This is a genomic window from Pseudomonas sp. LH21, from assembly GCF_036549575.1.
GTDB lineage: Bacteria > Pseudomonadota > Gammaproteobacteria > Pseudomonadales > Pseudomonadaceae > Aquipseudomonas > Aquipseudomonas peradeniyensis.
Map to the genome: position 1 here is coordinate 1,984,039 of NZ_CP144367.1, position 18,803 is coordinate 2,002,841.

Annotated in this window: 16 protein-coding genes; 11 read left to right on the plus strand and 5 right to left on the minus strand. The window is 66.1% G+C overall.

The window, feature by feature from the left end; translation table 11 throughout:
- Positions 1 to 2 precede the first annotated feature (2 nt).
- From kdpB to VUG52_RS09155, 4 genes are all read left to right on the plus strand, one after another.
- Positions 3 to 2,057, plus strand: a complete 2,055-nt coding sequence (gene kdpB, locus VUG52_RS09140; protein ID WP_050704940.1) for a potassium-transporting ATPase subunit KdpB — start codon at positions 3 to 5, stop codon at positions 2,055 to 2,057.
- 10 nt (positions 2,058 to 2,067) lie between these two features.
- The gene (kdpC, locus tag VUG52_RS09145; RefSeq protein WP_331832765.1) at positions 2,068 to 2,631 is read left to right on the plus strand and encodes a potassium-transporting ATPase subunit KdpC; all 564 of its coding nucleotides are present in this window, start codon (positions 2,068 to 2,070) and stop codon (positions 2,629 to 2,631) included.
- A 156-nt stretch (positions 2,632 to 2,787) separates the two neighbouring features.
- On the plus strand, positions 2,788 to 5,442 hold the full coding sequence (locus VUG52_RS09150; protein WP_331832767.1) for a sensor histidine kinase KdpD: 2,655 nt from the start codon (positions 2,788 to 2,790) through the stop codon (positions 5,440 to 5,442).
- Positions 5,439 to 6,134, plus strand: a complete 696-nt coding sequence (locus VUG52_RS09155) for a response regulator (protein WP_050704943.1) — start codon at positions 5,439 to 5,441, stop codon at positions 6,132 to 6,134. The genes VUG52_RS09150 and VUG52_RS09155 overlap by 4 nt, the downstream gene beginning before the upstream one ends.
- 87 nt (positions 6,135 to 6,221) lie before the next feature.
- Here VUG52_RS09155 and lysA read toward each other — a convergent pair whose 3' ends face one another.
- Positions 6,222 to 7,451 (minus strand): diaminopimelate decarboxylase, encoded by a 1,230-nt coding sequence (gene lysA, locus VUG52_RS09160; protein WP_050704944.1) that lies wholly within the window; start codon positions 7,449 to 7,451, stop codon positions 6,222 to 6,224.
- A 227-nt stretch (positions 7,452 to 7,678) separates the two neighbouring features.
- Here lysA and VUG52_RS09165 point away from each other — a divergent pair, with 227 nt between their 5' ends.
- Together VUG52_RS09165 and VUG52_RS09170 are read left to right on the plus strand one after the other, a co-directional pair.
- Positions 7,679 to 8,593, plus strand: a complete 915-nt coding sequence (locus VUG52_RS09165) for a LysR family transcriptional regulator (protein WP_331832768.1) — start codon at positions 7,679 to 7,681, stop codon at positions 8,591 to 8,593.
- 79 nt (positions 8,594 to 8,672) lie between these two features.
- On the plus strand, positions 8,673 to 9,011 hold the full coding sequence (locus VUG52_RS09170; protein ID WP_050704946.1) for a hypothetical protein: 339 nt from the start codon (positions 8,673 to 8,675) through the stop codon (positions 9,009 to 9,011).
- A 3-nt stretch (positions 9,012 to 9,014) separates the two neighbouring features.
- On the opposite strand, the gene cynR is transcribed toward VUG52_RS09170, so the two are convergent.
- Complete coding sequence (gene cynR / locus VUG52_RS09175) at positions 9,015 to 9,905, minus strand: transcriptional regulator CynR (RefSeq protein ID WP_331832770.1); 891 nt, start codon at positions 9,903 to 9,905, stop codon at positions 9,015 to 9,017.
- A gap of 110 nt (positions 9,906 to 10,015) precedes the next feature.
- On the opposite strand from cynR, the gene VUG52_RS09180 reads away from it, so the two are divergent.
- The 3 genes from VUG52_RS09180 (at position 10,016) to VUG52_RS09190 (ending at position 12,563) form a co-directional block, all read left to right on the plus strand.
- The gene (locus VUG52_RS09180; RefSeq protein WP_028690494.1) at positions 10,016 to 10,675 is read left to right on the plus strand and encodes a carbonic anhydrase; all 660 of its coding nucleotides are present in this window, start codon (positions 10,016 to 10,018) and stop codon (positions 10,673 to 10,675) included.
- Between the two features lie 29 nt (positions 10,676 to 10,704).
- Positions 10,705 to 11,175, plus strand: coding sequence for a cyanase (gene cynS, locus VUG52_RS09185; RefSeq protein ID WP_050704948.1), 471 nt, complete (start codon positions 10,705 to 10,707; stop codon positions 11,173 to 11,175).
- A 164-nt stretch (positions 11,176 to 11,339) separates the two neighbouring features.
- A complete protein-coding gene (locus VUG52_RS09190; protein ID WP_262974364.1) occupies positions 11,340 to 12,563 on the plus strand; it encodes an amidohydrolase family protein in 1,224 nt (407 codons plus the stop codon).
- 9 nt (positions 12,564 to 12,572) lie between these two features.
- On the opposite strand, the gene VUG52_RS09195 is transcribed toward VUG52_RS09190, so the two are convergent.
- From VUG52_RS09195 to VUG52_RS09205, 3 genes are all read right to left on the minus strand, one after another.
- Entirely contained in the window at positions 12,573 to 13,826 is a 1,254-nt protein-coding gene (locus VUG52_RS09195) for an arsenic transporter (protein ID WP_050704950.1), read from the minus strand.
- Positions 13,827 to 13,834: 8 nt separating this feature from the next.
- Complete coding sequence (locus VUG52_RS09200) at positions 13,835 to 15,088, minus strand: MFS transporter (RefSeq protein ID WP_331832772.1); 1,254 nt, start codon at positions 15,086 to 15,088, stop codon at positions 13,835 to 13,837.
- A 132-nt stretch (positions 15,089 to 15,220) separates the two neighbouring features.
- Positions 15,221 to 16,114, minus strand: coding sequence for a LysR family transcriptional regulator (locus tag VUG52_RS09205; RefSeq protein WP_028690499.1), 894 nt, complete (start codon positions 16,112 to 16,114; stop codon positions 15,221 to 15,223).
- Positions 16,115 to 16,260: 146 nt separating this feature from the next.
- On the opposite strand from VUG52_RS09205, the gene VUG52_RS09210 reads away from it, so the two are divergent.
- On the plus strand, positions 16,261 to 17,340 hold the full coding sequence (locus VUG52_RS09210) for a 4-oxalomesaconate tautomerase (protein WP_052896410.1): 1,080 nt from the start codon (positions 16,261 to 16,263) through the stop codon (positions 17,338 to 17,340).
- Between the two features lie 76 nt (positions 17,341 to 17,416).
- On the plus strand, positions 17,417 to 18,730 hold the full coding sequence (dctA, locus tag VUG52_RS09215) for a C4-dicarboxylate transporter DctA (protein WP_028690501.1): 1,314 nt from the start codon (positions 17,417 to 17,419) through the stop codon (positions 18,728 to 18,730).
- The last annotated feature ends 73 nt before the right edge of the window (positions 18,731 to 18,803 follow it).

The window sequence follows — 18,803 nt, forward strand, 5'->3', positions numbered from 1 at the left end:
CAATGAACATGCCCATTCCCGAAGTGAAGGCGCGTCAAGGCGCCAAGGACCAGACCCGCTTCAGCGCGTTGTGGCGCCCGGCGCTGGTCCAGGCTTTCGTCAAGCTCGACCCGCGCCAGCTCAGGCGCGCCCCGGTGATGCTGGTGGTGGCCCTCACCGCCGTGCTCACCACCGTGCTGTGCTTGGTGCCCGGCAGCGGCGTGAGCACCGGCGTGGCGGTGCAGATCGCCGTATGGCTGTGGTTCACCGTGCTGTTCGCCAACTTCGCCGAAGCCCTGGCCGAGGGCCGCGGCAAGGCCCGCGCCGACAGCCTCAAGGCCGGTAGCCAAGGCCTGACCGCCAAGCGCCGCAAGAGCGACGGCAGTTTCGAGAGCGTCGCTGCCACCCAGCTGCGCAAGGACGATGTGGTGCGCGTCGTGGCCGGCGAGATGATCCCCGGCGACGGCGAGGTGCTCGAAGGCATCGCCGCGGTCAACGAGTCGGCGATCACCGGCGAGTCCGCCCCGGTGATCCGCGAGTCCGGCGGCGACCGCTCGGCGGTCACCGGCAACACCCGCCTGGTCTCCGACTGGCTGCTGATCCGCATCACCAGCAATCCGGGCGAGTCGACCCTGGACCGCATGATCGCTCTGGTCGAAGGCGCCAAGCGCCAGAAGACCCCCAACGAGATCGCCCTGGACATCCTGCTGATCGGCCTGACCCTGATCTTCCTGATCGTGGTGGTGACCCTGCAGCCGTTCGCCCGCTTCGCTGGTGGCGAGCTGCCGCTGATCTTCCTCGCTGCGCTGCTGGTGACCTTGATCCCCACCACCATCGGCGGCCTGCTGTCGGCCATCGGCATCGCCGGCATGGACCGCCTGGTGCGCCTGAACGTGATCGCCCGCTCCGGCCGTGCGGTGGAAGCAGCCGGCGACGTGCACACCCTGATGCTCGACAAGACCGGCACCATCACCTTCGGCAACCGTCGTTGCAGCGCCCTGCACGCCGCCTCCGGGGTGACCGCCAAGGAGCTGGGGGAGGGCGCCTTGCTCGCCTCGCTGGCCGACGATACCGCCGAGGGCAAGTCGATCGTCGAGTACCTGCGCCAGCTGCATGACTTCGCCGAGCCTTCGGTCGAGCAGTACACAGCCATCGCCTTCAGCGCCGAGACCCGCCTGTCGGGCATCGATTTCCAGCAGCGCCGCTACCGCAAGGGCGCCGTCGACGCGGTGCTGGCCTTCTGTGGCTTGCAACGCCTGGAGCTGCCCGCCGCCCTGGCCCGTGAAGTGGAGCGCATCGCCCAGAGCGGCGGCACTCCGCTGTTGGTGTGCGTCGACACGCACCTGCTCGGCGTGATCCATCTCAAGGACGTGGTCAAGCCCGGTATCCGCGAGCGCTTCGCCGAACTGCGCAAGCTCGGTATCCGCACCGTGATGGTCACCGGCGACAACCCGCTGACCGCCGCCGCCATCGCCGCCGAGGCCGGCGTGGACGACGTGCTTGCCGAAGCCACCCCGGAAAAGAAGCTGGCGCGCATTCGCCAGGAGCAGAATGACGGCCGCCTGGTGGCCATGTGCGGCGACGGCGCCAACGACGCCCCGGCCCTGGCCCAGGCCGATGTGGGCATGGCCATGAATGACGGCACCCAGGCCGCCCGAGAGGCCGCCAACATGGTCGACCTGGACAGCGACCCGACCAAGCTGCTGGACGTGGTGCAGGTGGGCAAGGAGCTGCTGGTCACCCGTGGCGCGCTGACCACCTTCTCCATCGCCAACGACGTGGCCAAGTACTTCGCCATCCTGCCGGCGCTGTTCGCCGCCATCTACCCGCAACTGGGCGTGCTCAACCTGATGCACCTGGCCAGCCCGCAGAGCGCGATCCTTTCGGCCATCGTGTTCAACGCGCTGATCATCATCGTGCTGATCCCCCTGGCCCTGCGCGGGGTGCGGGTGCAGGCCGCCAGCGCCGCCCACCTGCTGCGGCGCAACCTGCTGATCTACGGCGTGGGGGGCATCATCGTGCCGTTCGCCGGGATCAAGCTGATCGACATGCTGCTTACTGCGCTGCACCTGGTCTGAGGAGACTGACATGACTGCTTATGTACGCCCGGCCCTGAGCCTGGTCCTGCTGATGACCGTGATCACCGGCGCGCTGTATCCCCTGGCGGTGACCGGTATTGCCCAGGTCGCCTTCCCCAAGCAGGCCAACGGCAGCCTGGTGCGCGATGACCGCGGCGAGGTGCGTGGCTCGGCGCTGATCGCCCAGGAGTTCAAGGGTGACGCCTGGTTCCAGTCGCGGCCTTCGGCGGGTGCCTATGCCACCGTGGCCAGTGGCGCGAGCAACCTGGCGCCGAGCAATCCGGCGCTGGCCGAGCGCGTGAAGACTGATGCCGCTGCGCAGTACCAGGGGCAGCAGGGGCCGGTGCCTCAAGCGCTGCTGACCACCTCGGGCAGCGGGCTGGACCCGCACCTGCCGCCCGCGGCGGTCGCCTATCAGTTGCCGCGTGTGGCGGCGGCGCGGCAGGTGCCGGTGGAACGCTTGCAAGCGCTGGTGAATGAGGCCACCCTGCGTCCACTGGTCGGGCCACCCGTGGTCAATGTGCTGGCGCTGAACCAGGCGCTTGAGCGGCTGGCGCCTGTGGCCGTGCACTGACACCCCTGTAGGAGCGGCCTCGTGCCGCGAAAGGGCCGCGCAGCGGCCCCAGCGATTGTTGCCTCACCGCAGATCACCTGGGGCTGCTATGCAGCCCTATCGCGGCACGAGGCCGCTCCTACATCGACCGCGTAATGAGGCAAAAAAGGATAAAACATGAGTGACTCCGCCCGCGCCGACGCGCTGTTGGCGGGCCTGCCCCGGGAAGGCCGGGGCAGGCTCAAGGTATTTCTCGGCGCCGCGCCCGGGGTCGGCAAGACCTTTTCCATGCTGCAGGCCGCCCACGCCCAGCAACGCCAGGGGGTGCGCGTGGTGGCCGGCGTGGTCGAGACCCACGGTCGCGCCGAGACCGAGGCCCTGCTCGGCGGCCTGACCCAGCAACCCCTGCTGCGCAGCGAATACCGCGGCGTGATGCTCGAGGAAATGGACCTCGACGGCCTGCTCAAGGCCGCGCCCCCCTTGGTGCTGGTCGACGAACTGGCCCACACCAACGCCCCCGGCAGCCGTCACGCCAAGCGCTGGCAGGACGTGCAGGAACTGCTCGCCGCCGGCATCGACGTATACACCACGGTCAACGTCCAGCACCTGGAAAGCCTCAACGACAAGGTCCGCGACATCACCGGCGTGCAGGTGCGCGAGACCCTGCCCGACTGGGTGCTGCAGGAAGCTTTCGAGCTGGTGTTGATCGATCTGCCGCCCCGTGAACTGCTCGAGCGCCTGCGCGAGGGCAAGGTCTACGTGCCCGAGCAGGCACGGGCGGCCATCGAGGCCTATTTCTCCCAGACCAACCTCACCGCCCTGCGCGAGCTGGCCATGCAGACCGCCGCCGCCCAGGTCGATGCGGACCTGGCCAGCGGCTACCGCCAGCGTGGCCAGGAAGCGCCGGCCCTGCGTGGTCGCCTGCTGGTGGGCATCGACGGCGATGACCAGGCCGAGCGTCTGGTGCGCCATGCCTGCCGCGTGGCCCAGCGGCGCCACCTGCCGTGGAGCGTGGTGCATGTCGACAACGGCCGCCTGCGCGACGAGACTGCTCGCCATCGCCTGCAGGCCGCCCAGCAACTGGCCGAGCGCCTGGGCGGCGAAGTGGTGCTGCTGCGCGCTGGCGAGGTGGCCCGCACGCTGATCCAGCACGCCGCCGAGCGCCGCGCCAGCCTGGTGCTGGTGGGCCAGTCCCGCGACCTGCTGCGCCGGCGCTTCTTCGGCGCCGGCGTTGCCGCGCGCCTGTTGCGCGAAAGCCACGGCCTTGAGATCAACGTCCTCGACCGCGACGCCCAGCCGCAACCGGCGCGGGCGGCAGTCAAGCGCGTGTGGGTATGGCGTCATTACCTGCTGGCGCTGTTCGCCACGGTGCTGGCCACCGGCCTGGCCTGGGCCGTGTCGAGCATGCTGGCGCTGCCCAACATCTCCCTGGTGTTCCTCGCCGCCGTGCTGCTGGTGGCGGTGCGCAGCAGCCTGGGCCCGGCGCTGGCCTGCGCGGCGTTGTCGTTCCTGACCTACGACTTCCTGTTCATTCCGCCGAACTTCTCCTTTGCCATCCAGCGCGAAGAGGATGTGCTGACCCTGGTGTTCTTCCTGCTGATGGCCGCGCTCACCGGCAATCTTGCCGCCCGCCAGCGCCGCCAGCTGCAGGCCCTGCGCGAGACCCAGGCGCAGACCAACCAGCTGCTCGACCTGTCGCGCCGCCTGACCGTGGCCACCGACCGCCAGGCCGTGTTCAGCGCCGCCGGCCAGCATATGGATGGCTGGCAGGACGTGCAGGTGTGCCTGCTCGAACGCAGCGCCGATGGCTTGCTGCAGGTCGCCAGCGGCGGCAACCATGCCTTTACCGACAACGAGCGCGCCGCCGCCGAATGGGCCTGGCAGCATGGCCAGGCCGCAGGCTTTGGCAGCGACACCTTGCCTCACGGTCGTTGGTGGTGGTGGCCGTTGGCCGTGGAAGAGCAACCCCTGGCGCTGCTCGGCATTCGTCCCCGCGATGGCGAGCCGCTGAGTGCCCAGCGCCGCCGTCTGCTGAAGGCCCTGGCACAACCCCTGGCCCAGGCCCTGGCCCGCGCACGCCTTGGCGAGCAACTGGAAGCCGCGCGCCTGCACGGCGAAACCGAGCAGCTGCGCAGCGCCTTGCTCGCCTCGGTATCCCACGACCTGCGCACACCGCTGACGTCCATGCGCGGCAGCATCGACAGCCTGCTGGCCCTGGGCGACGCGATTCCCCCGGATGATCGCCGCGAACTGCTCGAAGGCACCCGCAACGAAGCCGAGCGCCTGGACCGCTATATCCAGAACCTGCTGGACATGACCCGCCTGGGCCACGGCACCCTCAAGCTGGTCCGCGACTGGGTGGCCCCGGCCGACATCGTCGGCAGTGCCCTCAATCGCCTGCGCGTGGTGCTGGCGCCCCTGCGCGTGCACACCGAAGTGCCGCCCGAGCTGCCGCTGCTGTTCGTGCACGCGGCGTTGATCGAGCAGGCGCTGATCAACGTGCTGGAGAACGCCGCCCGTTTCTCCCCGCCGCAGGGCCGCCTGGAGTTGCAGGTTTCGGTGCGCGACGAACAGCTGTGCTTCGCCGTCGCCGACGAAGGCCCCGGCATTCCTCCGGACGAGCGCGAGAAGATCTTCGACATGTTCTACACCGCGGCCCGCGGTGACCGAGGCGGACAGGGCACCGGCCTGGGCCTGGCGATCTGCCAGGGCATGATCGGCGCCCATGGCGGGCGCATCCTGGTCGATGATGGCATCGATGGCCACGGCACTTGCATCACTCTATGCTTGCCGCTGCCGACCCAACCCGATACTGAAAGTGAAGCCCCATGAGCCAAGCCGCCACCCTGCTGGTTATCGACGACGAGCCACAGATCCGCAAGTTCCTGCGCATCAGCCTGGCGTCCCAGGGCTACAAGGTGCTCGAAGCCGCCACCGGCAGCGAGGGCCTGGCCCAGGCCGCGCTGAACAAGCCCGACCTGGTGGTGCTCGACCTGGGCCTGCCAGACATGGACGGCCAGCAGGTGCTGCGCGAGCTGCGTGAATGGAGCGCGGTACCGGTAATGGTGCTGTCGGTGCGCGCCAGCGAGGTGCAGAAGGTCGATGCGCTGGATGGCGGGGCCAACGACTACGTGACCAAGCCGTTCGGCATCCAGGAATTTCTCGCACGGGTGCGGGCGTTGCTGCGCCAGGCGCCCCAGGTGGGCACCGTGTCGTCGGCGGCGAGCTTCGGGCCGCTGGTGGTGGACTTCGCCTTTCGCAAGGTGACGCTTGAGGGCGTCGAGGTGGCGCTGACGCGCAAGGAGTACGCGCTGCTGGCGCAGCTGGCCGGGCACCCGGGGCGGGTGATCACCCAGCAGCAACTGCTGAAGGACATCTGGGGGCCGACTCATGTGGACGACACCCACTACCTGCGCATCGTGGTGGGGCACCTGCGGCAGAAGTTGGGGGACGACCCCACGGCGCCGCGGTTCATCGTTACCGAGGCGGGGGTGGGGTATCGGTTGGTGACGCCGACCCTGTAGGAGCGGGCTTGCCCCGCGACCACCGGCGAAGGCGGCGCCATACATCGCATCGCGGGGCAAGCCCGCTCCCACAGGTAGAGCTGGGCGTTAAACACCCAGTTCCAGGGCCAGAAGCTCCTGCACGGTCTGGCGCCGACGGATCATGCGCAGGTTGCCCTGTTCAATCAGAAACTCAGGCAGCAGGGGACGGCTGTTGTAGTTCGACGACATCGAAGCCCCGTAAGCCCCCGCATCGTGAATCACCAGCAGATCGCCCACCTTGGCCTGGGGCAGTTGCTGCGGGGTCAGTTCCTCGTCGTTCTGGGTGAACACATCACCCGACTCGCACAGCGGCCCGGCCACCACGGTCGGCTGCAGCGGGCGGCTCACTGGCCGGCCTACCGCATCGAACAGGCTCATGCGGTGGTAGGCACCGTACATCGCCGGGCGCATCAGGTCGTTGAAGCCGGCATCGACCAGGATGTAGTGCCGGTTGCCCATCTGCTTGACGGCGCGCACCTCGGTCACCAGGCAACCCGACTCCGCCACCAGGAAGCGGCCCGGTTCGATCTCCATGCGCACGGGGTGGCCGAGCATGGCTTCGATCTCCGCCCGTGCCACCGCCCAGGTGCGGGCGTAGCGTTGCAGGTCCACCGGCTGGTCGTCACTGCGGTACGGCGTGGACAGCCCGCCACCGATGGAGAAGGCCTCGATATCCATGCCCAGCTTGCCGATCAGCCCGACCATGGCGCCGGCCACCTGTTCCAGGTGCGCGTAGTCCACCCCCGAGCCGATGTGCATGTGCACGCCCACCAGGTGCAATCCGTGCTGCTTCACGCAGGCCAGCGCCTCGGGCAGTTGTTCGTGCCAGATGCCGTGCTTGCTGTTCTCGCCACCGGTGTTGGTCTTGCGGCTGTGGCCGTGGCCGAAACCGGGGTTGATGCGCAACCAGACCCGGTGCCCACGGGAGTGCTCGCCCAGCTGACGGAGCATGTCGATGGAACCGGCGTTCACTTCGATCTTCGTCTCTACCACTCGGGCCAGGGTCGGCTGGTCCAGCACGTCGCAGGTCAGCACCACGCCGGCCGGCTCGCCGTCCACCGTTGCCCCAGCCGCGAAGGCCCGCTCTATCTCACCCAGCGACACAGCATCCAGAACCAGGCCACGTTCGCGCATCAGGCGCAGGACGTGCAGGTTGGGGTTGGCCTTCTGCGCGAAGCGGACCGTGTCGAAGTGCTGCTGCAGCTGGTCGATGCGCTGGTGGATGGTCTGGGCGTCGTAGGCCCACAGTGGGGAGCCGTACTGGCGAACGGCCTGGGCCAGGAGGGTGGTGGTCATGGTGGTGTTCCTTGTAATGGATACACCGATCTTGAGTGAGTTGGATGATTCATAAAAATAGCTAATTTTCAGAAGGTCATCCGTATCTGATATACCTTCGCGGCTGTAGGAGCGGGCTTGTCCCGCGAACACCGGCAAAGCCGGTGCCATCCACCGCGTTGCCGGTGTTCGCGGGACAAGCCCGCTCCTACAGGTCCCTGCCAAACGTTCAGGTGTTGCATGCCCCCATGAAACTCACCATCCGCCACATCGAAGTGTTCCGCGCCATCATGGCCGCCGGCAGCGTCACCGGTGCCGCCCGGCTGCTGTTCTCCTCTCAGCCCACCGTCAGCCGCGAGCTGGCGCGCATGGAACAGGTTACCGGCCTGAACCTGTTCGAACGCGAAGGTGGGCGCCTGGTGCCCACGGCCCAGGCCTTGTTGTTAATTGAGGAAGTCGAGCGCGCCTTCGTCGGCCTCGAACGCATCGACCGCTTCGCCCAGGCCATCCGTAATTTCGAGCAGGGCCGGCTGGCCATCACCTGCCTGCCGCTGTTCTCGCAAACCCTGCTGCCCAAGGCCTGCAAGGCGTTCCACCAGCAGCATCCGGGCGTCAGCGTGAGTATCACCGCCCAGGAGTCGCCGCTGCTGGAGGAGTCGCTGGTGGCCCAGCAGCACGACCTCGGCTTGACCGAAACCGGGCAGGTGCCCAGGGGGGCGGTCGGGGAACTGCTATTCAGCGCCGACATGGTCTGCGTGTTGCCCGAGCATCATCCGTTGCTCGCCAAGCCGATGCTTGAGTTGCACGACTTCCATGAGGTCGACTTCATCAATCTGGCCAGCCTGGACAGCTATCGGCAACAGCTGGACCGTCACTTCCGCGAGGCTGGAGTAAACAGGCGCACGGTGATCGAAACCACCAGCGCCGCCTCGGTATGCGCCATGGTCCGGCAAGGGCTGGGCGTGGCGATCATCAACCCGCTGAGCGGGTTGGAGGCAGGGCAGGGTGGGCTGCCCATGCGCCGTTTGAGTCTCTCGGTACCGTATCAGGTAATGCTGATCCGACCAGAGCTGCGCCCGGCGTCGGCGGTGCTGGAGCCATTCTGCCAAGCGCTTCGGCTGCAGGCCGGGGAGATGGAGCGGGCATTGGCAAAGGGCGCTTGAGCACGCCGTGTCACCTGTTGGAACGATTCGGAACGCGGCGCAGTCAACCCTTTCGACAGTGTCCAAACGAGGACTCGCCATGAGTACCCTGACAATCGAAGGCTGGTGCAAAAGTGACGGCGACCGCCGATCTTCCCCGGTGGGTGACATCCACTTCGACATCCAGGGCCCGACCCACACGGCGCTGGAGCAGGCCGAGGAGCGTCTACAACAGAGCCACGAGCCCGAAGCGATGGTTGATGTCGACATGGACACGTTGAACCTGGTCTTGCCCGAAGGCTACGGTCCGCTGTCCGACTGCCGCCTGCGCGTCTACCTGAGCAACGACGAACGTGGCCAGTTTCACTTGGTCGGGCATCGGGCCAGCGATGGCAGCCTGATCTACACCAACGCGGTGCTGATTGCACAGTTGAGCTGAGCCTCAGCCGTGCTCCAGTTGCGCGGCCACCTCCTTGGCCAGCGCCAGGAAGGCCCGCGCCGCCGCCGTCTGGTAGACACCCCTGCGCTGCATCAGCACGGCCGTGCGTTGCAGGCGCAAGGGGTCCAGGGCGATGGCGGCCAGGTCGTCATGCGCCAGGACGATGTTGGCCGGGAGCAGTGTCGACAGCGTTGTCCTGCGCACCACTTCGATGACCGCGCCGATGGCGTTGGCCTCCATCATTACCTGCGGGCGGATACCATGCCGCCTGCAGTAGCGCTCGATCTGCTCACGGGTGGCAAACTCGGCACTGAGCAGGATCATCGATTCGTCATTCAGCGCCTGTGGTCCGATGGCACTTGCCTGGGCCAGCGGGTGTTGGCTGCCGACCACCAGCGCCAGGGTCTCGACCAGTAAGGGGTAGGTGTCGATGTCCTGGGCATGGCGTTCATCGAAGGCGATACCGACATCCAGTTCATCCAACTGCAGCATCTGTTCCATACGCTCCTGGGCGATTTCGCTCAGGTTCAGGGTGATGTTGGGGTACCGGCCATGAAAGGCCTCGACCAGGGGGCCGACCAGGTAGCTGGTAAAGGTGGGCGTCACCGCCACCCGCAATGAGCCTCGGCTGAGGTCGCCCACGTCATGGATCGCGCGCCTGGCCTCCTGCAGTTCCTGCGACGCCCGTTTCGCATAGCGCAGATACACCTCGCCAGCATCGGTCAGCCGTGTCGTGCGCCCCGAGCGATCGAACAACTGCGCCCCCAGGCTTTCCTCCAGTTGCCTGACCTGCTGCGAAAGCGCGGGCTGGGAGACGTGCAGGGCTGCCGCCGCCCGAGTGAAGCTATGGTGTTGGGCGACCGCGAGAAAGTACTGGATATGCCGGGCGAGCATGCTTCTCTCCATAAGATAATCTGATGCGGTTCATCATAAATGAGACTTTTACCTTATGTAACGCACCGCCTAACCTTTGCCTCACACACCGCGACACTGAGGCATCAGCCATGCAAGACATCATCGACGGCTTCCTGAAGTTCCAGCGCGACGCCTTCCCCGAGCGGGTCAAGCTGTTCAAGGACCTGGCAACCCAGCAAAGCCCACGGGCGCTGTTCATCTCCTGCTCCGACAGCCGCCTGGTGCCCGAGCTGGTCACCCAGCGTGAACCCGGTGACCTGTTCGTCATCCGCAACGCCGGCAACATCGTGCCGTCCTACGGCCCTGAACCCGGCGGGGTGTCGGCCTCGGTCGAATACGCCGTCGCCGCCCTGCAAGTGGCCGATATCGTCATCTGTGGCCATTCCGACTGTGGCGCCATGACCGCCATCGCCACCTGCAAGTGCCTGGACCATATGCCCGCCGTGGCCGGCTGGCTGCGCTACGCCGACTCGGCCCGGGTGGTGAATGAAGCCCGCCAGCATCAAAACCCCCACGCCAAGGTCGAGGCCATGGTGCGCGAGAACGTGATCGCCCAGTTGGCCAACATCCAGACCCACCCCTCGGTGCGCCTGGCCCTGGAAGAGGGCCGCGTGGCCCTGCACGGCTGGATCTACGACATCGAGAGCGGTCGCATCGACGCCTTCGACGGGCGCACCGGCCAGTTCGTATCCCTGGCGGACAACCCAGAAGTCCGCGCGGTTTCCCACGCTTCCCGGCACGTTGCCTGAACCCGTTTTTCAACCCAAGGAGACACCTCATGATCCAGTCGCAAATCAGCCAGAATGCCCGCCTTGCCCTGAGCGAAGTCATCCTCCTGGCCAAGGCCCGCAAGGACCTGTCGTTCGCCCAGATCACCGACGGCACCGGCCTGTCCGAAGCCTTCGTCACCGCCGCGCTGCTGGGCCAGCACCCGCTGCCGGCCAGCGCCGCCCAGGTGGTGGGCGACAAACTGGGCCTGGACGCCGACGGCATCGCCCTGCTGCAGACCGTGCCACTGCGCGGCAGCATCCCCGGCGGCGTGCCGACCGACCCGACCATCTACCGCTTCTACGAGATGCTGCAAGTGTATGGCACCACCCTCAAGGCACTGGTCCATGAGAAGTTCGGCGACGGCATCATCAGCGCCATCAACTTCAAGCTGGACGTGAAGAAGGTCGACGATCCGGAAGGGGGTTCGCGCGCTGTGATCACCCTGGATGGCAAGTATCTGCCGACCAAGCCGTTCTGATTCGCTCATAGGGAAATGGCCCGGCTGCCACAGGGTGGCCGGGCCATTTCCACAGACGATATTGGCCCCCTGTAGGAGCGGGCTTGCCCCGCGAACACCGGCAAGGCCGGTGCCATCCACCACAGGGTGTCGACCGTAATGACTGAGTTACGAGAAACGACGGCATGGACCTGATCTTCAGAAATATCCGCATCGATGATGCAAAACCCTTGATGGATGTGGCCGTGCGCAACGGCAAGATCACTGAAATCGCCCAAACGATCACCGCAACGGCAACCCAGGAAATCCAAGGCAACGGCAATGTCCTGATCCCGGGCTTCGTCGAAGGCCACCTGCACCTGGAAAAAGCCAACGTCATGCAGCGCAAGGCCAACCGCTCCGGCACCTTGAAGGAAGCGATCGCCGTCACCGCCGAGCTCAAGCCCACGCTCACCCGCGAAGACATCCGCGAGCGCTCGACGCAGGTGTTGCGCGCGCTGGTGCAGGCCGGCACCACCCATGTCCGTGCCCACGCCGAGTTCGACCCCGCCCAGGGTTTCACGGGCCTGGATGTGGTACTGGAGCTACGGGAAACATTACGCGATGTCATCGATATCCAGGTGGTCGCCTTTCCCCAGGAAGGCATCCTCAAGGTGCCCGGCATGAAAGCGATGATGGTCGAGGCGATGGAGAAGGGCGCCGATGTGGTCGGCGGCATTCCCTACAACGACGTATCGCCCCACGAGCACATTGATTTCGTCTTCGACCTGGCCCAGCGCTATGGCAAGGACATCGACCTGCACCAGGACTTCGCCGACGACGCCGAGCACATGACCATCGAATACGTGGCCCGCCGGACCCTCGCAGCAGGCTACCAAGGGCGCGTCAGCGTCGGCCACCTGACCAGCCTGGCGGCCGTCGAACCAGCGCGCCAGTCGCGTATCATCGCGCTGCTGCGCGAAGCCGACATCAGCGTGATGTGCTTGCCGGCCACCGACCTGCACCTGGGCGCCCGTGGCGACAGCCACAATGTGCGGCGCACCCTGACCCCGGTGCGAGCCTTGCGCGATGGCGGAGTGAACGTGTGCCTGGCCACCAACAACATCCGCAATGCCTTCACTCCCTACGGCACCGGCGACCTGCTGCATATTGCGCAGCTGGCCATCCCCGCCTGTCACCTGGGCGGGGCGGACGACCAGGCCACGGTGCTGCCGATGCTCACCAGCAACCCGGCCAAGGCCCTGGGTTTGCAGAGCCATGGCTTGGCGGTGGGCAACGACGCGGACCTGGTGCTGATGGACACCCACCGTGTCAGCGACGTGATCCTCGACCTGCCCGCGCGGCTGATGGTGCTCAAGCGCGGCAGGGTGGTGGCGACAGCGGAGCAGCGGCGTTCGGTGGTGTTCTGAAGGCCGGGTTCAGACGGCCAGCAGCAACAGTGCCGCCAGCAGTGCCGGGGGCATTACCAGCACGCCCAGACGCAAGAAACTCAATGCGCCGACATGCTCGCCCTCGCGGCGGATCGCCACCAGCCACAGCAGCGTGGCCAGGGAGCCGGTGATCGACAGGTTCGGTCCCAGGTCGACGCCGATAAGCAAGGCGGCGGTGGTCTGCCGGGGCAGTTCGACGAGGTGGCCGATGGAACCGGCGATCAGGCCGGTGGGCAGATTGTTCATCAGGTTGCTGGCCACGGCCGCAGTCACGCCCGCCGTCCAGCTTGCCGTGCCTGCCGACTGTTGCGCCAGGGCGGCCAACGATTGGGCAAGACGGTCGATCACGCCGGTGTGGGCCACGGCTTCCACCAGCACGAACAATCCTGCGACCAAGGGCAGGACCCCCCAGGCCACGTGACGCAGCAACGGCGCCGGGTTGCGCCGCTGACGCAGGTGAATCAACCCGGTGGTGGCCATGCCTGCGCAAAATGTCGGCAGCCCCAGCGGCACGTCCAGTGCCGATACCGTCAGCAGCAGGGTGCCGGTGAACATCAGGCCCAGCGCGCAAAGCCGGGCGCCGGCCGACAGGGGGCGCATCTCGATGGCCACGGCCAGCGGCTGACGGATGCGCTTGCGCTGGGTCAGGCGCAGCACCAGGTAGGTCATGGCGATGGCGCCCAGCGAGGGCAGGGTGAACTGGCGCAGCCATTCCAGCAGCGGTGGCATCTGGCTGCCGAAGACTACCAGGTTGGCCGGGTTGGAGATGGGCAGCACGAAGCTGGCGGCATTGGCGATGAAGGCGCAGATGAACAGGTAGGGCAGCGGCTCGGCCTTGGCCGCCTTGCACGCCGCATACACGGCCGGTGTCAGCACCACAGCGGTGGCGTCATTGGACAGGAACACGGTGACCAGTGTACCGACCAGGAATACCAGGTCGAACAGGCGTTGGCCCGAGCCCCTGGCATGCTGCACCGCGTACCTGGCCAGCCAGTCGAACAAGCCTTCCTGGCGAGCCAGCTCGGCCAGCACCATCATGCCGGTTAGGAACAGGTAGACATCGCCTCCTTCGGCGATTGCCGCCAAGGCCAGGCGCCATGGGATCAGGCCGCAGGCCGTCAGCCCTAAGGCGGCGCCCATCGCCCAGACATATTCGGGCACGCGTCCCGGCCGAAGGATGACCAGGGCGGTGGCCGCGGCCGCAACCGACCAGATGATCAGGGATGACTCAGCGACAGGCATGCGAGGACTCAGTTTCCGGAAGGGGAGTGAAGGAGAGGGGCTTGCTCGGCGTTGGTATCGCTGGCAGGTCGGCGGGTCTCCGGCATGGCCAGCCAAAGCAGAAGCAACGCTGCAGTCGCGATGCCCGCCAATGTCAGGAATGCCGCGTCGTAGCCTGCGGACTGTACCACCAGCCCCGCGACACCGGGACTTAGCGCTGCGCCCAGGCCGAAGGCCGTGGACAATGCGCCAAGGCTGACATTGAAGCGCCCGCTGCCTTGGGTGAGGTCCTTGACCACTACCGGGAACAATGCCCCGAACAGTCCGGCGCCGATGCCATCGAGCAATTGCACGGCCACCAGCCAGAACGGATCGTCCGACATCACGTAAAGCACGCCACGCAGCGGCAGGATCAGAAAGCCGGCGAGCAACAGCGGCTTGCGTCCCCAGCGGTCGGCCCTGGCGCCGGCCAGCAGCGCCATGGGCACCATCACCAGCTGCGCCGCGACGATGCACGCCGAGGTCAGCGGCGTGGCCAACTGCAGGTTGGCCTGAGCCAGCTTCTGGCCCACCAGCGGAAGCATTGCCGCGTTGGCCAGATGGAACAGCGCGCAGCACACGGCGAACAGCAGCAAGGGGCGATTGTGCAACAGTACGGCAAGTCCGGCGGGGTGGGCGTGCTGGCCCGGCGGCCGCGGGTCAAGGCCGCGCGCGAGGTCATGGTCGATGGCTGTCGCCGGCACTCGGCTGATGGCGATCAGGCTGGCCACAGTCATCGCCGCCATCAGGTAGAACACCGCCACCGGTCCGAACAGGTAGGCCAGCCCGCCGGCGAGCACCGCCGAGCAGGCATTGCCGGCATGGTTGAAGGTTTCGTTGCGACCCATGCGCCGGGTGAATGCCCGGGGCCCGGCCAGGCCCAGTGAAATGGCAGCGATGGCCGGCGCGAACACGGAACCGGCGAGCGCGCTGATGGCTTGGGTCAACGTCACCAGCGCGACGCTGGTGACCCAGGGCAGCACCAGGCAACTGCCGGTCACCAGCAGCGCGGCGATGGCCATCACGGCGCGCTTGGCCGTGGTCCTGTCGATCAGCGCGCCAGCTGGCGTCTGGGTCAGCAATGCCGTGACGCTGGCCAAGGTCATGACCAAGCCGATGCTGCCGGGCTCCCAATGGTGCACCGCCAGCAGGTAGATCGCCAGGTAGGGGCCAAGCCCATCACGGACATCGGCCAGGAAAAAATTCAACCCATCGAGCGAACGTTCATGAGCAGGCGAGGCCAAGGAAAACTCCGCAGGGACAAGTGAACAGAGCGCCCTGGATTTCAAGGGCGGTCAATAGCCGCATACGTTAGCACTCCGCGGCGCAGGTGCTGATGAACTTTGCGCGGATCCGGCATGCCATCGGCCCAGGGGTCAGCGATTGGGCCATTGCTGCAACAGGATCGATACGAACTTTTCGGCCGCCGGCGACAGCGACGCACCGCGACGAAACACCAAGCCCAGCGTGCGGCTGACCTGCGGCTCGCCCAGCGGCACGCTGACCAACGTCGGATGGTCGGCGCTGGGCATGGCCAGGCTAGGCATGGCCGAGACCCCAAGCCCGGCCTCGACCATGCCCAGCGAGGTCGACAGGTGCTGGACCTCGTAGAACCATTGAGGACGAAGGTTCAGGCCGGCCAGCGCATGATCGAGCAACATCCGGTTGCCGCTCAGGCGACCGACTCCGATCAAGCGGTAGTCGGCCAGTTCGGCCCAGGTCACCGACTCGCGCTTGGCCAACGGGTGGTCCCGGCGGCAAGCGAGCACAAAATGCTCCTGTACCAGCGAGACGAACTCGATGTCCGGATGCTGGCCACTCATCATGTTGATGCCAAAATCGGCCTCTGCGCGCAGTACGGCTTCCAGCCCATCGTTGGCACTGAGGTCCAGCAGGCGGATGCGGATCTTCGGGTACTGCGCGTTGTAGTCGCGGATCACCGAGGGCAGAAAGTAGAACGCTGCCGTGGGAATGCAAGCGAGGGTGACCTGCCCCGTCTGGCGCTCGGCCAGTTCGCGGATGCTCAGGATCGAATCCTCGAAATCATCCAGCAGGCGCCTGGCCTTGGGCAGGAAATCCCGACCCACGCTCGTCAGGCTGACCCGGCGCGTAGTGCGTTCGAGTAACGAAGTACCGAGCCCTTCCTCGAGCTTCTTGATTCGTCGGCTCAGGGCGGGTTGGGACAAGTGCAGCGCTTCTGCAGCTTCGTGAAAGCTGCCAAGTTCGGCGATTTTCACGAAAGATCTTATATCTTGCAGTTCATATTCCATCAGGCATCGCTCAGTGGGCCGTTCGATTATTGATGCTTGTATCGCAATAATGACTACGATATTTGCATTGGATTGATTTATCCATCCCTGTCACTCTTTTGCTCACAACATCAATGATGTCCATTGATCAACAAGAGTGCGAAATCATGCAACGAATTCCTTGCGTACTCATGCGCGGCGGTACCTCCAAAGGGCCGTTCTTCCACGCCTGGGACCTGCCTGCAAACGTGGTCGAGCGCGACGAGTTGCTGATCAACCTGATGGGCTCCGGGCACGAGCTGGAAATCGACGGCATCGGTGGCGGCAGCCCGCAGACCAGCAAAGTGGCGATCATCAGCCCGTCGTTGCACGCCGATGCCGATGTCGACTACCTGTTCGTCCAGGTGATGGTCGCCCAGCGGCGCGTCGACACCGCGCCCAACTGCGGCAACATGCTGTGCGCCGTCGGGCCGTTCGCCATCGAGCAAGGGCTGGTCAAGGCCAACGACGGCAAGACCCTGGTGCGCATCCGCAACCTCAATACCGGAACCTTCGTCGATTCACTGGTGCAAACGCCTGGTGGCATCGTGCGCTACGAAGGGCGCACGGCGATCGACGGCGTCCCTGGCACAGCGGCCCCGGTTCACCTGACGTTCCTCGATGCAGTGGGCAGCAAGACCGGCAAGCTGTTCCCTACCGGCAAACCTCAGGATGTGATCGACGGCGTGCCGGTCACCTGCATCGACATGGCGATGCCCATGATGATCGTCGACGCCCGGCAACTGGGCGTGACCGGCTCGGAAACCCCGGCCGAGCTGGATGCCGACAATGCCTTGCTGCAGCGCCTGGAAGCCTTGCGCCTGAAGGCTGGCAAGGCCATGGGCCTGGGTGATGTCAGCGGCATGGTGATCCCCAAGCCGGTGCTGGTCGCGCCACCTCGGCATGACGGTACGGTGCAGGTGCGCTATTTCATGCCGCACAATTGCCACCGGGCCCTGGCGATCACCGGCGCCGTCGGGTTGGCCACGGCTTGCGTCAGCGCCGGTACGGTGGTCGGCGACCTGCTCGGCGAGGGGGCACAACACTTGGAGCAGGTGCACATCGAACATCCCAGTGGTGGCATCGACGTGGCGCTGTCGCGCAGCGGCGTCGATGGCAAGACCCTGCAGGCATCGGTGGTGCGTACCGCCCGTCGGCTCTTCTCAGGGTTCGTCTACGCCCCGTCCTCGCGCAGGCTGGCGGGATAGCCCCAGGCCGCCGCCACCATCAGCGTGGCTTCAGCAACAAGCGCATCCGCACAATTTCAACAATGGGTGATGCCTCATGAAACTTGCCAGATCCCTGTATTTCCAGATCCTCTGCGCCGTCCTGCTGGGCGTGGTGGTCGGCCACTTCTGGGCGCAACAGGCCGTTGCCCTCAAACCCCTGGGCGACGCCTTCATCAAGTTGATCAAGATGATGATCGCGCCAGTGGTGTTCTGCACCATCGTCACCGGCATAGCCGGCATGACCGACAAGCGCTCCCTGGGGCGCCTGATGAGCAAGACCTTGCTGTTGTTCCTGCTGCTGACCGTGATCAGCCTGGTGATCGGCCTGGCGGCGGTGTACCTGTTCCGGCCCGGCGCCGGCATGAACATCGATCCTGCCACCCTGAGTACAGAGGGCCTGGGCCAATACGCCGCCTCGGCGGCGAAACTGGGCGTGGTCGACTTCTTCATGCACATCATTCCGGAGACATTCATCGGTGCCTTCAACAAGGGTGAGGTGCTGCCGGTGCTGTTCATCGCCGTACTCAGCGGCTTCGCCCTGTCGTCCATGGGCGAGAAAGGCCGGCCCGTCCTTGCGGTGCTGGAGTCGGTCTCGATCATGGTGTTCCGTATCTTCGGTTACCTGATGCGTTTCGCCCCGGTCGGTGCGTTCGGTGCGCTGGCCTTCACCGTCGGGCAATACGGCGTCACCTCCCTCGGCGCCCTGGCCAAGCTGGTGGGCACGCTGTACATCGCTTGTGCCTTCTTCGTCCTGGTTGTGCTGGGCGGCATCTGTCGCGCCCATGGCTTCAGCCTGTGGAAGCTGCTGCGCTATTTCCGCGAAGAATTTCTGGTGGTGCTGGGTACCTCGTCCACCGAGCCGGTGCTGCCGCGCATGCTCGAAAAGCTCGAGCGGCTCGGTTGTCGCAAAGGCGTGGTAGGGCTGGTGCTGCCAACCGGGTATTCCTTCAACCTCGATGGCACCGCCATCTACCTGTCGCTGGCGGCCGTGTTCATCGCGCAGGCCTGCAACATCGACCTGACCCTCGGGCAGACGGTAACCATGCTGGCAATCATGCTGCTGTCGTCCAAGGGGGCCGCCGGCGTGACCGGCAGCGGCTTCGTGGCGTTGGCCTCGACCCTCACGGTCATCCACGACATACCGCTGGCCGGGCTTGCCTTGTTGATCGGTATCGATCGCTTCATGTCCGAGGCGCGGGCCCTGACCAGCCTGGCCAGCAACGCCGTGGCCACCGTGGTCATCTCGCTGTCGGAGCATGCCTGCGATCGCGAAACCTTGCTGCGCCGCCTCGACGGCGCGCCATCGGCGGCCGACGAAGCCGTCGACGCTCACCCCGAGTGGTCCGCGCAGCCTCCCCGGCACGGCTGACAACCGGTTATCGCTCCCATGTTGCAGTAGACTTCCCCCCAGCATCCCTGCGATGCCGGGTGGGGCAGGGGGC